Annotated in this window: 16 protein-coding genes; 5 read left to right on the top strand and 11 right to left on the bottom strand. The window is 54.2% G+C overall.

Features of this window, described 5'->3' with window-relative positions:
• Window positions 1-644, top strand: a 644-nt coding sequence (locus VEI96_10845) for a YfcE family phosphodiesterase (GenBank protein HXX58488.1), incomplete at its 5' end; no start/stop codon positions are given.
• A gap of 148 nt (window positions 645-792) precedes the next feature.
• Here the strand turns inward: VEI96_10845 and VEI96_10840 are convergent.
• Window positions 793-1,386, bottom strand: a complete 594-nt coding sequence (locus VEI96_10840) for a flavodoxin family protein (protein ID HXX58487.1) — start codon at window positions 1,384-1,386, stop codon at window positions 793-795.
• A gap of 311 nt (window positions 1,387-1,697) precedes the next feature.
• Between VEI96_10840 and VEI96_10835 the strand changes: the two genes are divergently transcribed.
• Entirely contained in the window at window positions 1,698-2,933 is a 1,236-nt protein-coding gene (locus VEI96_10835) for a hypothetical protein (GenBank protein ID HXX58486.1), read from the top strand.
• Window positions 2,934-3,102: 169 nt separating this feature from the next.
• Complete coding sequence (locus VEI96_10830; protein ID HXX58485.1) at window positions 3,103-3,945, top strand: OmpA family protein; 843 nt, start codon at window positions 3,103-3,105, stop codon at window positions 3,943-3,945.
• 62 nt (window positions 3,946-4,007) lie between these two features.
• On the opposite strand, the gene uvrA is transcribed toward VEI96_10830, so the two are convergent.
• From uvrA to rpsF, 8 genes are all read right to left on the bottom strand, one after another.
• Window positions 4,008-6,791: an excinuclease ABC subunit UvrA gene (gene uvrA / locus VEI96_10825; GenBank protein ID HXX58484.1), complete on the bottom strand. Its 2,784-nt coding sequence runs from the start codon at window positions 6,789-6,791 to the stop codon at window positions 4,008-4,010.
• An 18-nt stretch (window positions 6,792-6,809) separates the two neighbouring features.
• A complete protein-coding gene (locus VEI96_10820) occupies window positions 6,810-7,112 on the bottom strand; it encodes an HNH endonuclease (protein ID HXX58483.1) in 303 nt (100 codons plus the stop codon).
• Between the two features lie 14 nt (window positions 7,113-7,126).
• Complete coding sequence (locus VEI96_10815) at window positions 7,127-8,962, bottom strand: sensor domain-containing diguanylate cyclase (GenBank protein ID HXX58482.1); 1,836 nt, start codon at window positions 8,960-8,962, stop codon at window positions 7,127-7,129.
• 74 nt (window positions 8,963-9,036) lie between these two features.
• Entirely contained in the window at window positions 9,037-9,318 is a 282-nt protein-coding gene (locus tag VEI96_10810; GenBank protein ID HXX58481.1) for a DUF507 family protein, read from the bottom strand.
• Entirely contained in the window at window positions 9,318-9,599 is a 282-nt protein-coding gene (locus tag VEI96_10805) for a DUF507 family protein (GenBank protein ID HXX58480.1), read from the bottom strand. Before VEI96_10805 ends, VEI96_10810 begins: the two co-directional genes overlap by 1 nt.
• On the bottom strand, window positions 9,600-9,824 hold the full coding sequence (gene rpsR / locus VEI96_10800; GenBank protein ID HXX58479.1) for a 30S ribosomal protein S18: 225 nt from the start codon (window positions 9,822-9,824) through the stop codon (window positions 9,600-9,602). It lies immediately after the preceding gene.
• Window positions 9,825-9,854: 30 nt separating this feature from the next.
• Complete coding sequence (ssb, locus tag VEI96_10795; GenBank protein HXX58478.1) at window positions 9,855-10,250, bottom strand: single-stranded DNA-binding protein; 396 nt, start codon at window positions 10,248-10,250, stop codon at window positions 9,855-9,857.
• Complete coding sequence (gene rpsF / locus VEI96_10790; protein ID HXX58477.1) at window positions 10,251-10,652, bottom strand: 30S ribosomal protein S6; 402 nt, start codon at window positions 10,650-10,652, stop codon at window positions 10,251-10,253. It abuts the gene before it with no gap.
• Between the two features lie 246 nt (window positions 10,653-10,898).
• On the opposite strand from rpsF, the gene VEI96_10785 reads away from it, so the two are divergent.
• Both VEI96_10785 and VEI96_10780 read left to right on the top strand, forming a co-directional pair.
• Window positions 10,899-11,567 carry a glycerophosphodiester phosphodiesterase gene (locus VEI96_10785; protein ID HXX58476.1) on the top strand — a complete coding sequence of 223 codons (669 nt, stop codon included), beginning with the start codon at window positions 10,899-10,901 and terminating at the stop codon, window positions 11,565-11,567.
• A gap of 62 nt (window positions 11,568-11,629) precedes the next feature.
• Entirely contained in the window at window positions 11,630-12,100 is a 471-nt protein-coding gene (locus tag VEI96_10780; GenBank protein HXX58475.1) for a YbaK/EbsC family protein, read from the top strand.
• A 4-nt stretch (window positions 12,101-12,104) separates the two neighbouring features.
• Here VEI96_10780 and VEI96_10775 read toward each other — a convergent pair whose 3' ends face one another.
• Together VEI96_10775 and VEI96_10770 are read right to left on the bottom strand one after the other, a co-directional pair.
• Window positions 12,105-13,502 (bottom strand): sigma-54 dependent transcriptional regulator, encoded by a 1,398-nt coding sequence (locus tag VEI96_10775; protein ID HXX58474.1) that lies wholly within the window; start codon window positions 13,500-13,502, stop codon window positions 12,105-12,107.
• 179 nt (window positions 13,503-13,681) lie between these two features.
• A partial coding sequence (locus tag VEI96_10770; GenBank protein HXX58473.1) for an ATP-binding protein occupies window positions 13,682-14,778 on the bottom strand: 1,097 nt, incomplete at its 5' end.

The raw sequence follows: 14,778 nt of genomic DNA, 5'->3' as shown, positions 1-14,778 counted from the left end.
CCGCAAAGGTCGATAAGACATATCATCTCGGCGACCTTGGGGGGTATGCCCCGTTTGTCAATGAGGTCGTTGATTTCATCAGTGAACGCGCGATAGAGGGGGTTCAGGGGAACTATGACTACAACGTTTCCTATGACAGTGAGCACTGTGGTTGCAAGTATGAAGACCCGATTCAGGCTGAACTTGCAGACAAATCCTTTGAGTGGACTAAGGAACATACCAGCCAGAAATCCAAGGATTTTATGAAGAGCCTTCCTGAGTCAATATCATTTACGGCAGCGGGGAAGAAGATTGTGATATTCCACGCCACTCCCCATAAGAACAACCTTTACTGGTATGAGGATCGCCCTGAGAAGTTCTTTCTAGAGATGGCTCAAAAAACTGACGCTGATGTTATGATCTATGGTCACACACACAAGCCCTACCGAAGAGATATAGGGGGAAAGGTCTTCATCAATGCGGGAAGTGTGGGGAAGCCAAAAGACGGAGACCCAAGGGCGTGTGTAGCGATAGTTGATATCACGGATGAGGAAGTCGCTCATGAATTTCTGAGACTTCCCTACGCTGTTGAAAAGGTTGCTTCTGCCATCCTTACCAATGGATTGCCACCGGGCTTAGCAGACAGGCTTAGGGAGGCGCGTTAAGTACCAGTCTCAGGTTGATCTTCCACCGTCCGTTTATTTCCAAGAGAAACTTTGCTTCAGGGAGAGAAAGGCTACGTCGTGAATTACAGGAAGAAAACGATGCCGGCTTCATTCTTTGGAAACTATTTTATCCAGGAGAGTGCTCGTTCTACCATGATCCAATTTCCCTTCCCAGCTTCTTGGCTTTTGCCAACCACCGTTCTCCGATGTGTGAGAGGTCCGGGGTCATCGGGACGTTGAGTTGTGCCTTGATGTCAAAGCCGGCCGTGTTCAGAATAGTCCTGACGGTGCGAAGTGCCCCGCCGCCTTGGGAAGGAAGCAGATTGTAGGGAAACGGTGAAAGGGAGGCGGTAACAATCGCCGCCTTCTTCCCCTTATGCCTCGGTCTCGGTATGCGCCATGTATAGAGTTCATAGTACTCAAGGACAGGAACATTCCTTTCAAACAGAATCTTCAACGTCCCGGGCATGCTGCCCCAATAGTTAGGGGCGCCTATCACCAAGGCCGAGCAGTTTTCTAACAGCTCTCCAATGAGATGCCCGTCGTCTCTCGGAAGAATGCACTTTTTGTCGGGCCTGCATTTCAGACACCCGATGCATGGTCTTATTGAGAGCTTATTGACGTCGACCCACTCCACCGCGGCGCCGGCAGAGCGCGCCTCACCAGCAATTATGTTAAGAAGCGACGTTGTCACGCCGTTCTTCCTGGGGCTGCCATTGAGAAAGAGGATCATCCTCTTCATCTCCTCTCTTATAGTCTACTCGTCCCTGCTCAACGATTACAAATTATCAAAAGTAACTCACAGTCGACGGATCGTTGAGACCGCGTTAATTACAGCAAGAAGCAATGAAGTTAATGAGCCCTGACAAGGCAAAGTATTGGGTTACTGTTTGGGAATGGCACAAGATGCTATGGGACAACAAGTGTTCTGAAACTTCCCTAACGGCAGGTAATTCCGCAATGGTCAAAGACAGGCGATGTGAAGGGCCGTTGAAAGGAATATCCCTCACGCAAGGGGAAAAACATCGCGCATTAATGTATAGTGAGAAGAGTATGAGAACGTATGTATCGGAAAGAACTTTTTCTCTCATTGTCGCGCTTCTGTGCTGCATCCTGATGCCGTCAGGAGCAATTTCTGCGACCGGCCCCATCGTTGGCGGCTGTCCCCTCTTTCTGGCGGACAATATCTGGAACACTGAAATAGATGCGCTTCCGGCCGATGCAAATTCGTCGGCCTACATCTCTGCCATCGGCTCGAGTACCGGCCTTCATCCTGATTTTGGTTCCGGCTCATGGGACGGTGGCCCCATCGGTATCCCCTATAATATTGTGCCGGGAACGCAAGAGAAGGTGGCTATCACCTTCACCTATGCAGATGAAAGCGACCCGGGCCCATATCCGATACCGCCTGACGCCCTCATCGAGGGCGGAAGCGGGTCTGCGGGGGACCGTCATGTCCTTGTGCTCGACAAGGATGCCTGTATCCTCTATGAGACATGGTCGACCTATCCGCAACCCGACGGAACGTGGCAGGCCGGCTCCGGGGCGGTCTTCGATCTCAGGTCCGATGCCCTGCGGCCGAGCGGATGGACATCGGCCGACGCGGCAGGGCTTCCCATTTTGCCCGGGCTTGTGCGATACGATGAAGTGGCATCCGGGGAAATTCGTCATGCTATTCGCTTTACCGCACCGCGGATAAGAAAAGCGTATGTGTGGCCTGCCCGTCACTATGCGGGAAGCATTACCGTAGCGAATGACCCCCCGATGGGACAGCGATTTCGTCTCAGGGCAGGTTTTGACATCGCGGCTTTCTCATCCGACGTACAGGTCATTCTCAATGCCATGAAGAAATACGGAATCATCCTTGCCGACATCGGTTCGGCGTGGTATATTTCCGGAGTTCCCGATCCCGGATGGAACAATGATCTGCTCGTAAGTGAATTCAATCGCGTTCACGGCTCTGATTTCGAGGCCGTTGATGAGTCTTCACTGACCGTAAATCCCGATTCCGCAGAGGCCTGCAGTCAGCCGGCGGCTCTTATCGGTTCGATTCCTTATGATTCCGTTGCCGCGGCATATTCGGCCGTTGGGTCGTACAGCGCGCCGGCAACAGTCAAGGTGCTTGGGACGAATCTGACGGAATCGCTTGATTTCGACGCGGGATACAATGCAATCCTGCAGGGCGGATACGACTGCGGTTTTGCGAATCGATTGCTATACAGCATTTTGCGTGGGTCCCTGACGCTCGGCAGCGGCACAACCGAGTTGGACGGAATCGAGATAGAGTAAGAGATGCCGATCCAGGGCAAGACGGTTGAATCCATCTGTTGAACGGATAGGATAAGGAGTTAGTTGACAAATGGAACGAAATGATCGAGACTCTACCGTGACACTTGCTGCATGAAATCGCCTCGGATTTTCTTCGTGGTTGAGGCAGATCGTTCTTAAGGAGGACAATATGAGAGGACGTCGTCTTACAGTAATAATATTCTTTGCCATTCTTGTCTCATTTAGCCACGCTCAGGCCGAGGGGGAGAAGGACGTCGAGGGGGGCCAGGACCATCCGTTGCTCTCGCGCATGCCGGGTTACTATCTCGAGTCCCACGATATAAAGGACTTCGACGTCTATGACATATCTGCCTATCTTTCCGGAGCGGATGCTGCCTGGAAGGGGAAGATCACGAAGCTGGGATATACGAGAAAGAAAGGAGCAAAGCCGGTAAGCATGGCTCAGGTCGCGGCTAATTACGAAAATGCCGTCCGGAAAATAGGAGGGAAGATCCTATCGAGCGACGGCCGGGTAGTAAACGCAAAGATCGAGAAGGGCGGCGCAGTCACGTACGTCCAATCTGCGGCTTTTAACGACGGCCAGAACTATGAACTCGTCATCGTCGAGACAAAGCCGATGGAACAGGAAGTGACCGCCGACGCATCCGCCCTGAACCAGAGCATCACGGCAACGGGGAAGGCAGTTGTCTACGGGATATACTTTGACACCGGCAAATCCGAGATCAAACCCGAGTCAACCCCGACGCTCGATGAGATCACGAAACTCCTCAAGGAAAACCCTCGGCTTAAGCTTTATGTGGTCGGTCACACAGACGACACCGGCAATCTCGAATCGAACCTGAAACTGTCTTCAGACCGTGCCGCAGCGGTGGCGAAGGCGCTGACAGGCCGGGGCATCGAAGCTTCCCGCTTGAAGCCCGCTGGTGTCGGCCCCTATTGCCCGGTCGATACGAACAGGACCGAGGAGGGGAAGGCAAAGAACAGAAGGGTGGAGTTGGTCGAACATAAATAGGAAGCTACATTCAAGGCGACAGAGAAGGGAGGAAACGTTCCGTCCGTGAAGCCCCATCCTCATCAGCCGATAGCTGTCTTGAGATACCTCCCCGTATAGGACGCGCTCGCCTTAACGATTTCCTCCGGTCTCCCTTCAAAGAGAATCCGGCCGCCCTCATCCCCGCCTTCGGGTCCGAGGTCGATGACCCAGTCGGCTGCTGCGATTACGTCGAGGTTGTGCTCTATCACGACGACGGTATTGCCCGCGTCCACGAGTCGTCTCAAGACCTTTAGGAGTAGCTCCACATCCCTGAAGTGTAGCCCTACGGTCGGCTCGTCGAGTATATAGAGGACATCCCTCCTCCTGCCTGAACTCAACTCAGAACATATCTTGAGTCTCTGCGCCTCACCGCCGGAGAGTGTGGTCGCGGATTGGCCGAGTTTCAGGTAGCCGAGGCCGACATCCTGCATGAGGGAGAGGGTATTCCTGATGAGCGGCAGATCGGAAAAAAGTATCGCGCCTTCATCGACGGTCATGTTGAGGACATCATCGATCGTCGCGTCCCGGTACGTTATTTTCAGGGCTTCCCCTCCGTATCTCCTCCCGCCGCAGTCTTCGCACTTCACATAGATGTCCTCAAAAAAATACATCTCGAGTTTCTGATAGCCCTCTCCCTTACAGGTCTCGCACCTCCCTCCTGCAACATTAAACGAGAAGAATCCGGGACCGTATCCCCGTGTCTTTGACTCGGGCTGGAGCGAAAAGAGTTTCCTGATATGATCGAATGCCTTGAGATAGGTGACAGGGTTCGAGCGGGGCGACCTTCCGATGGGAGTCTGGTCGATAAGGCGAAGACCTTTGATCAGCTCGATACCGCTGAGAGCGGTGTAGGGGAGGGGTGAGGTCTGCTCCAGGGCGAGGTGCCTTGCCACCGCCCTATAGAGCGTATCCACGATGAGACTCGACTTTCCCGAACCGGAAACCCCGGTTACGGTGATGAGATTCCGGAGCGGCACCTTGAGCACGACGTCCTTGAGGTTGTTCCCCCGAGCTCCGGAAAGCGTGAGAGAAGGCCACCCTCTTTCCCTCTTGCGGTTGCCCCTGACGTCGTCGCCTGCCGACTGTCTGCCGCCGAATGTCTGCCGCATGCCGACAGCCCCGCTGAGATATTGTGCGGTAAGCGTATCCGATTTGAGAAACTCCGCCATCGGCCCGGAAAAGATGACCTCTCCTCCCTGCTGGCCGCCGCCCGGGCCGAGCTCGACAACCCAGTCAGCCGACTCGATGATTCCCCTGTCGTGTTCCACAACGATCACGGTATTGCCCATCTCCGCAAGTTCCGAAAGTATCCCGGCTATCCTCTCCGTATCCCGTGCATGGAGCCCCACGGTCGGCTCGTCGAGCACATAGAGTGTGCCGGTGAGATAGGAGGCGAGTTGATTCGAAAGGTTTATCCTCTGATATTCGCCGCCTGATAGGGTCCTCCCGAGTCTGCTGAGGGTCAGGTAGTCGAGACCGACTCTGCTGAGGAACGAGAGCTTCAGCCCTATCTGTTTTAGTATCTCCTTTGCGAGGTCCCTCTCAAAAGGTGAGAGACCGATCTCCCTGAAGAAGACCGACAATCGTGATACGGGCATGTCGGAGAGTTCGGCGATATCGTGGCCCGAGACCTTGTAGGCGAGGACTTCTTCCCGCAATCTCTTGCCCTTGCAGACCGGACAGATGATGCTGTTCCTGTATCTGCTGAGGAAGACCCTCACATGGAGCTTGTACCGTCTGCTTTCGAGTTCTTCAAAAAAATCGTCGATCCCGTAGAAATGCTCCCCGCCCTTGAATATCGTTTCCCTCTCACCATCGGACAGCTCCCGATAGGGCTTCCGGACGTCTATCCCGGCCTTCTTCGCCCCTTCCATGAACTGTCGTTTCCACCACCGGTACGCGGGCTTTTCCCAGGGCTCGATGGCCCCCTCGGCAAGCGCAAGGTGTTCATCGGGCACGAGGAGTGTTTCGTCGTATCTGAGGATATTCCCGAAGCCTTTGCACTCCGAACACGCTCCGACAGGGTGGTTGTAGGAGAAGAGAAGCGGCGAAGGTTCAGGGAGTATGACGCCGCAGGTGTCGCAAGCATGAGAAGACGAAAACCGTAAGACCTCGCGCATTTCGGACCGGTCAGGAAAGAGTATCACCTTGATGCTCTCATGCCCCTCTCTCCACGCCGTCTCGATCGAGTCCGCGAGTCTCGGTTCGTCACGAATGACCAGTCTATCGAGGACGATATCGAAAGACGAACCTGATCCGGTCGTTCCGGTTCCGCTCCCCGCGGTGATTTCCACGATTTCATCGTCCACCATCATGCGGTGATATCCCCGTTTTTTCAGTGTCTCTGCGGGTTCTTTTGATTCAAAGGCGATGACAGCCCGCCTTCCGGGGTATTCTTGAAGAAGCTTAAGGACTACTTGTGAGGTATCCCATTTCCTCACCTCCTTGCCGCAGCGCGGACAATAGGGTGTCGAGACCTTCGCATACAACAGTCTGAGGAAATCGTGGACCTCGGTCAGGGTGCCTACGGTCGAGCGGGAACCCCTTACGGGATTCTTCTGTTCCAGGGCGACGGCGGGACGCAGATTGTGGATCGCTTCGACATCGGGCCTGTCGAGTTTCTCGAGGAAAAGGCGCGCGTACGTCGAGATCGATTCAATGAACCTCCACTGTCCTTCCGCGAAGATGGTATCGAAGGCGAGAGACGACTTGCCGGAGCCCGACACTCCCGTGACCGCGGTGACCTTGTTGTGGGGAATGCTGACGGTGATATTCTTGAGGTTGTTCTGTTTCGCCCCCTCGATGAGGAGTTCACGTTCGGACATCCTGATAGTTTACCACACTCAAATCTCATCGTTCCTCAATCGGTCGAGATACTCTTCCCACTCCAGGGGCAGCATGTACTTCTTCTTGCTGTTACATTCCTTGCATACGGGAACAAGATTCCCCTTCGTCGATTTACCGCCCCTGATGAGCGGCACGATGTGATCCATGGTGAGGTCTGAGGGATGTACGCTCTTCCCGCAGTAATAACAGGCGCCCGAGGCGCATTTTCTCTTCCACCATTGGGTCCTCCTCAAGTCCCGGGCCTTTGCCCGCTCCCTACGAAGCTCTTCTTCCGTGACGTCCGACGTGAAGGGTTCCAAGGATTCAGTCTCCTTTACGGAATCTCGTGCCAGAGGACACTTCGGTTTCTTCCGTTCTCCTTGGCATGGTAGAGCGCCTCGTCCGCCCTGCTGATGAGTTGTTCCCTCTCTTCAGCGTCATAGGGGGCGGTGGCCGCCCCTATACTCACTGTGACTCGCACCTCTTTCCCGTCAATGAGGAAGCCCTTCCCCTCCACCGATTTCCTCAGACGCTCGGCCATCGTCATCGCCCCCTCACGATCGGTGCCGGCGAGCACGGCAGCAAATTCCTCCCCGCCGTACCTGGCCGGGATATCGGTGTTTCTCACGGTCGTCTTCACGATAGCCGCGACACCTTTCAGGATCACGTCGCCTGCCGGGTGCCCGTACGCGTCGTTTATCTTCTTGAAGAAATCGATGTCGACGAGGAGCAGGGAAAGGGGGTGAGGGAGGCGCTGCAACCGATTCAATTCGAGTGACAGCTTTTCCTGAAAGTGCCGGTGGTTGAAAAGGCCCGTGAGGCCGTCCGTTACGGCGAGCCTCTCAATTTCCGAGTGCAGCCGCGCGTTTACGAGAGATGCAGAGGCCTGGTTCCCGAGCACCCCGAGGAGCTCGATCTGATAGGAGTTCAGTGCCCCCGGTCGCTCCGATAGAAAAACGAGGAGCCCGAGCAATTCCTTTTCATAGAGGAGAGGGAGCATGAAGACTGAACCCACCTGTCCCGCCTTGAACGGCAGGACGGGCATCTTATTATTCCTCAGGTCCGACAGGTAGATCGGTTCGCCATTCCTGACCGCCATACCAACGAGGGAATTCCCGAAGTCAACGTGGCGGTCCTCCGGGGGGATGATACCGATCTCGTAGATCAGTTCGTAACCGTCGCCGCGCGGCACGAAGAATGCCATCGAAAGCGGTGCTATGTTATGCGCGGCCTCTATCAGGTTCCGCGCGATGCCCTCTATCTTGAGCGATGCGATGAGGTTCGAGCTTCCCTTGTGGAGTATCTGGAGCGCCGAACGATCCCTTGTTAACTGGGAAGAGATACGCTGCCTCTGGAGCATCTTTGCGATTTGGCCCGAAAACATCTCGAGCGTCTTTATGTCGGGACCTTCGAACGGGTTCGGCCCGCTCCGCCTGGTGATGAGAACGCCTGCAATAATATCCCGGTCCAGAACGGGAATCGCGACTCCTCGAGGATTTGTGCCGAACAATACGGGTGCCCTCTTCCGCCTGCATAGGTCAATCGGCTCTCTATCATCGACGCCCGAGGGTTGGTCCTCAGCGGTTGAGCACCTGAATGTCGCGGTATTCTCTTTCAGCGTGAACATGCCCACCGAGTCCGCGGAGAGTATCCGGCCGAGGATGAGGAGCGATTCCCGTATCTCCTCATTCGCCGTATTCGAAGAAGAGAGATACTGGGAGATGAGATTCTCGCCGTTCATGACGTCGATGCCCGCCGCAGGGCCCATATCCTCAGCCGCCTCCTTCAGTCGCCTGAGGGATTTCCTGGCCGTATCCCGTTCCTTCTTCATCCTCGACAGAATGAGGGAAAGGGCTATTGCCGTCACGACCGCTACTGCGTTGAAGACGACTTCCTCTCTCAGGTTCTGATCCGTGAAATGCCTCATCTCGAGACCGGGGACGGTAAGACTGAGCGGTACGATCAGTTCGGGACCGTACGGTATAGCGAGGGTAAAGAGCAGAGGGATGTAGACCACATGAAGCCAGGGAGATCCGAAGAACTGGATGAGACCGGCCACGAGGAGCATGAAGGAAAAGAGTGTTTCAAAGACGTAGCCCTTCTTCTTCATGAGGAAGGAGAGGTAAGAATAGAGAGCGATCAGGAGGACGGTGAGGGAAAACCACGGCACCGGGTATTTCCGGGCGAGATGAAAGATGATACCTGCAAAGGAGAGGATGAGAAGAGAGGGAGGGATTACCCTTCTTACTCTGATGCCATGCCCCGTCTTGCTGCCTCTTCCTTGTAAAATTTCTTGTAGAGCACCTCCCACTCGGGACTTCCCTCGACGATCTTTCTCGAAAAGGACTGCATCTTCTTCCGGACCGTTTCGTCGATGTCCTCGCTGACCCTGAGGAAAGAGACGATCGCCCGCTTCATCTCCCGTCTCACCTTCCCCTCGTCATCCTTAACCTTGATGCTCCCTCCGTTCAGCAATCCTTTGAGGAGGACATGGGTGAGATGGGAAATCTTGTCGTCCGAGAGCATCAAAGGATGAGGCCCCGTTCTTCGACGATCTTCTTCTTCGTGATTTCGAACATCTTCCGGTAGTCCAGTCTCCCCTTTTCTATCTCGGAAGTATATTTCTTGAGTATCTCCCTGACCTCGCTGTTCACCCTGTCTTCAACCATGAGTTCTTCCATGACGAGCCGTTCCACATCGGCGAAGAGCTGCTCTTTCGATACCTTCGGCTCGATAAGATCTCTTGCGAGCAGGTCATCGACAATCCTCTTCGTTATGAGGGGAACCCAGGTCTTCGGGATCCTCATCTACTTTTCCACAAAAGAGAGGATCGCGATGTTCCGCGCCCTCATTACGGCTTCGGTGAGGCTACGCTGGTGTTTCGCGCATACCCCTGTCATGCGCCGGGGCAGAAGCTTTCCCCGTTCCGTAAGATAGCTCCTCAGGATCTTCACATCCTTATAGTCGATATATTCCGATTTCTCGGCGCAGAATCTGCAAAATTTTCTTCTCTGGAATCTCTTCTGCTGCATCGCTTTTCTCCTTTCGCTCGTATGATTATCCTAAAATGGTTCGAGGTCTGTCATCTCTTCGGGAGGCGTGGAATCCGTTTCGGCAGGGGACTGCCCCTTTGCGTCGGACCTTTTCGGGAGAAACCTGATCGTCTGGGCAACGACCTCGACCTTGCTTCTCTGCTGGCCCTCGGACTCCCATCTCCTCTCCTGGAGTCTGCCCTCGGCGAGGACGGAACTCCCTTTGTTCAGATACTGGCTGCAAGTCTCGGCCTGCTTCCCGAAGGTGACGATATCGATGAATAACGTCTCCTCCTTGAAGCCGTCGCTCTGCTTATACTTCGAGTTCACCGCTATCCTGAATGAGGCCACCGGTGTTCCCTGGGGGGTGTATCTCAGTTCAGGGTCCTTCGTGAGATTGCCTATCAAGATAATCTTATTGTACATCTATACCTCGCTTCTTGTTGTTGCGGCAGCGGCGGAAGGGGACTCAGCAGGGGAGCCTTCACCCTTCGGAACTGACGCGTCTTCAGGTTTTGCGAGCACCACCCCTTTCATCATCTTCTTATCGAGCTTAATGACCATGTATTTTATGACAGGGTCATAGACCTTATAGTAGTCTTCGAGCTTCTTGATGAAGGATGACGCAGAACGGAAGAGGAGAAAGAGGTAGAATCCCTTCTTGTGCTTCCTCACCTCATAGGCGAGCTTTCTCCTTCCCCAAACTTCTACCTTCAGTAGCTCGCCGCCCGCGTTCGTGATGAGGTCCTTGATCTTTCCTGAGGCTGCTTCGAGCTCTTCGTCCGAGAGGGATGCGTTGAGGATCACGATGTTTTCGTAGATATTCATGAAAAACCTCCTTATGGATTTCCGGGTAGAACCGGTCCGCAGGGAGCCGACGGCCCGCCGTGCGGAATAGCCCTCACCCGAAGGGTGAGAGCAAGGAGCAGAAGATTCCCGAAAGACGCGAGCCTCGCGGGAAATCTAGAACCGTTATTTATACCACAAAAAAGAGAAGAAAATCAATGCGTGGTGCGGCGGATGGACTGACAATTCGTTTGTTGCTAAAATGGAAATGGGATTGAACGGACGTACGTGGAGGACATCCTGTTCTTAAGGGTCGGACATCGCGGGGCGCGGGCATACGAAACGGAGAATACCCTCGAAAGCTTTCAGAGGGCGATCGCGTCGGACGTGAATGCGATCGAAATGGACGTGCGGGAATCGAAGGATCGGAAATTAGTCGTCATTCATGACGACAACCTGAAGAAAGTCTTCGGCAAGGACATGAAGATAAACGAGGCGACCCTGAAGGAATTGAAAGATGCCACCGGAGACAGGATCCCGACGCTCCAGGAGGCCCTGAAGATAGTCGACGGAAACGTCGACAAGATACTCGTGGAACTGAAAGAGCCCGGGTATGAAAGACCGGTTCTGGAAGTCATCAGGAAGGAACGATTACGTGACAGGGCGATCATCGTCTCTTTTCACGAAGAGGCTCTTTCGACCGTCAGGAAACTGGATAAGACGATCGAGACCGGTCTCATTTACGCAAAGCTCAAGAATCCGATCGATGCCGCCCTGAGGCTCGATGCCCAATACCTTATCCCTCTGTACCGGTTTACCCATACCAGGAACATTGAGGACGCTCACCGCCATAATCTCAAGGTCATCGTCTGGACGATAAATACGAGACGGGAAGCGAAAGAATATCAGGCTAAGGGCGTTGACGGAATCGCGAGCGACAAACCGGATATCTTTTAGGTCGACCTCTTCCCCCTTCCTCGTTTCGGGTCTATACTGTAACTGAAAGGAGGGAGTGTTTTATGGTCAATGATAAACTGAAAGAATTCCTCGACAGGACGGGCGTAAAATATCAGGTCGCGAGGCATTCGGAGGTCTATACGGCACAGGAGATCGCTGCCGTCCTCCACGTTCCGGGCAAAGAGCTGGCCAAGGTGGTTATGGTGAAAGCCGGAGAGGTATTTTCGATGGCTGTGCTTCCGGCCAGCTGGCGGATCGACATGGATAAACTCAGTGGAATCCTCGGTGCGGGGGAGATGCGTCTTGCCACAGAAGAGGAGTTCAGGGGCCTCTTTCCCGACTGCGAGGTAGGTGCGATGCCGCCCTTCGGGAATCTTTATGGTTTAGATGTCTCTGTAGACAAAACCTTATCCGAGGACGAAGAGATCTTCTTCCAGGCGGGAAACCACATAGAATCGATCAAGATGAACTGCAAGGACTACCTGAAGCTGGTGAAACCGAGGATAGCGGAGTTCGGCGTCCGCCTCCACTGATCTCCTATTTTATCCTGTACCTCTTTATCTTCGCCCTGAGGGTGTTCCGGTTGATGCCGAGGGTCTTGGCGGCCTTCAGCTGGTTCCCCTCTGTCTCATCGAGCACGATCTTGATGATCGCCTTCTCCACCTCGGAGATGACGGTTTCATAGAGATTTGAGTTTTCGAGTTTTACCATGTCTTTGAGATAGCGCTTCAGCTTCTCCTCGAGGAATTCCTTGATCGAACAGGAAGCGGCGTCATCGAGGAAGAGATCCCGTTTCTCTATAATCGCGCCGTTTGAGAGGACGCAGGCCCGCTTGATCGCGTTCTCGAGCTCTCGTACATTGCCGGGCCAGTCATGTTTGAGCATGGCTTCCCGGGCATCTTTCGAGAGGTCTTTCTTGCCGGTCCCGAGTTTATGCTCTGCCTCTTTCAGGAAGTGCTTTGCGAGCGGCAGGACGTCTTCGCGCCGCTCCCTCAGTGCGGGGAGTTTTATCTGGACAACGTTGAAGCGGTAGTAGAGGTCCTCACGGAACGAGCCCTTTGTCACCGCATCCTTGAGATCCTGATTGGTGGCCCCGATGATCCTCACGTCCGCCTCCATGACCCTGTTGCTCCCGAGGGGGCTCACTTGCCTATCCTGCATGAACCTCAGCAGTTTTGCCTGCAAATTCAGATCGAGCTCTGATATCTCGTCGAGGAAGAGCGTGCCGCCGTTAGCCGATTCTATCTTGCCGAGATGTTTTTCCTTTGCGCCGGTGAAGGCGCCCTTGTCCCAGCCGAAGAGCTCAGCCTCGAGAAGATCCCTCGGGATCGACGCGGAGTTGATGGCGATGAAGGGCCCTGTTCTCCTGTTGCTGTTGTGGTGTATCGCCTTCGCCACGAGTTCCTTGCCGGTACCGCTTCCCCCGGTGACGAGGACCGTAATGTCTTTGGACGCAACCCGGCCGATATTCTTGAAGACCTTAAGCATCTTCTGGCTGCCCCCGATGATCATCGGTTCTTCGGCCTCGGCGGTGACGACGCGGAGCTTGTTCAACTCCTCCCTCATGGCCATATCCCTGAATGCCTTCTCGACAATGATCTTGAGCTCTTCTATGTCAAAGGGCTTCTCGATATAGTCGTAGGCGCCTTCTTTCATCGCTTCGACGGTGCTCTCCATCTTCCCGTGGGCCGTCATCATAATCACCGTTGCATCATGATAGGACGACCTGATCTCCTTCAAGGCATCGAGCCCGTTGCCGTCGGGAAGGACGATGTCAAGGAGGATGAGTTGCGGATCGTTCTTCACCGCCTTAAGCCCGGAAGTGAGCCGGCCGTGCGATGCTATCTTATACCGCAGGGGTTCGAGCGCCTTCTTCACGACCCAGGTTATTGATTCATCGTCATCGATGATGAGGATCTCTTTCTCTTTTTCCATAGATTCTATTTGCGTTTCCTGTTCCTCTAACATGCCCACAAAGGGAGATTGTCGTTCCCGCTCGTCGGGGATCCTTCTTCAGGAAATGTCCGCAAGCCGGACAGCAGCGAGTACTCACCTTTCTGCCGGCATGTCCCCGGAGCAGCGATGACGGCCGGCCCGTCTGCTCCCCCCTCTTTTCAAGAGAAGGGTATATAGAGGTGAAATGCCGTGCCCTTGCCTGACGGGGGAGGACTCTCGACCTTGACGAAGCCGTTATGGTCTTTTATGATTTTCTTTGAAAGGGCCAGTCCGAGCCCCGTACCCCGTTTCTTCTTCGTATAGAAGGGAAGAAATATCTTCTGGAGTTCATGCTTCGGAATACCGCTTCCCGTGTCGCCTACCGAGATCAAGGCCCATCGCTTTGTCTGGCCGTCCTGCACCGCATATTCGTTTGATGGTTTTGTCACGATGCTCAGATCCCCCCCCCTTGGCATCGCCTCGACTCCGTTCTTTATGATGTTCACAAAGACCTGGAGCAACTTTCCTTCATCCCCGAGGACTCTCGGCAGGCTCGGGTCGTAGAACCGATGCACCACTATTTTACCATGTTCGCAGGATATATTCATGATCGAAATCGCCTTCTCGATCACCTCGTGGATATTGATCGGGTGCAGGGCGGGTCTCCTGCTCATCGTGAGGTAACTCTGGAGGACCGCATTGAGCCTGTCCGTCTCCCGTATGATGAGGTTCAGGTATTCATCGTCCCCGTTCATAAAACAAGGGGACAACTGCGCCCCCTTCTCCCGTTCAAGATCGAGGAGACGCCTTCTCAGGAGCTGTGCAGCCCCCTTTATGCCTCCGAGGGGGTTTTTGATTTCATGGGCTATGGAGCCGAGGAGATATACCAGTGAGTCAAAGGAGGAGTCGTCCTTCTCGATAATCGAGACATTCTCGCGGATCGAGAGGAGCGCTCCCTCGTATGTTTCGTCCACGAAGAAGGGAGATATGCGCAGATCAACCCTCGAGAGGCCGTTCATCTTCACTTCCACCTCTTTGGCGCTGAACGACCTCGATTCCTTGATCGCCTTCTGCGCGAGTTTCACGATCGCTCCGGCATCCTCCAGAAGGTCTCCCAGCTTCTTCCCGATGATCTCCCGCTGGCTTTTTCCGAGAAACTCCTCGGCTGTCTTGTTAATGAAGATTACCGTTGTTCTTTTGTCGAGGAGAAGGATGGCGTCTTCAAGGCAATTGATCACCGCTGCGGGATCCCTGAGAAACTTCTGGAACTGCCTCT

This window comes from Thermodesulfovibrionales bacterium (assembly GCA_035622735.1).
In the GTDB taxonomy this organism is placed as follows: Bacteria; Nitrospirota; Thermodesulfovibrionia; order Thermodesulfovibrionales; family UBA9159; genus DASPUT01.
The sequence above is the reverse complement of the archived record's forward strand: the minus strand, read 5'-3'. Positions and strand labels throughout refer to the sequence as shown.

Bases quoted from the DNA above. Each gene is read 5' to 3' on its own strand.
- ssb (HXX58478.1), bottom strand. From the start codon at position 10,250: ATGTACAATAAGATTATCTTGATAGGCAATCTCACGAAGGACCCTGAA.
- VEI96_10830 (HXX58485.1), top strand. From the start codon at position 3,103: ATGAGAGGACGTCGTCTTACAGTAATAATATTCTTTGCCATTCTTGTC.
- VEI96_10780 (HXX58475.1), top strand. From the start codon at position 11,630: ATGGTCAATGATAAACTGAAAGAATTCCTCGACAGGACGGGCGTAAAA.
- VEI96_10835 (HXX58486.1), top strand. From the start codon at position 1,698: ATGAGAACGTATGTATCGGAAAGAACTTTTTCTCTCATTGTCGCGCTT.
- VEI96_10775 (HXX58474.1), bottom strand. From the start codon at position 13,502: ATGGAAAAAGAGAAAGAGATCCTCATCATCGATGACGATGAATCAATA.
- VEI96_10805 (HXX58480.1), bottom strand. From the start codon at position 9,599: ATGAGGATCCCGAAGACCTGGGTTCCCCTCATAACGAAGAGGATTGTC.
- VEI96_10840 (HXX58487.1), bottom strand. From the start codon at position 1,386: ATGAAGAGGATGATCCTCTTTCTCAATGGCAGCCCCAGGAAGAACGGC.
- rpsF (HXX58477.1), bottom strand. From the start codon at position 10,652: ATGAATATCTACGAAAACATCGTGATCCTCAACGCATCCCTCTCGGAC.
- uvrA (HXX58484.1), bottom strand. From the start codon at position 6,791: ATGTCCGAACGTGAACTCCTCATCGAGGGGGCGAAACAGAACAACCTC.
- VEI96_10810 (HXX58481.1), bottom strand. From the start codon at position 9,318: ATGCTCTCGGACGACAAGATTTCCCATCTCACCCATGTCCTCCTCAAA.
- rpsR (HXX58479.1), bottom strand. From the start codon at position 9,824: ATGCAGCAGAAGAGATTCCAGAGAAGAAAATTTTGCAGATTCTGCGCC.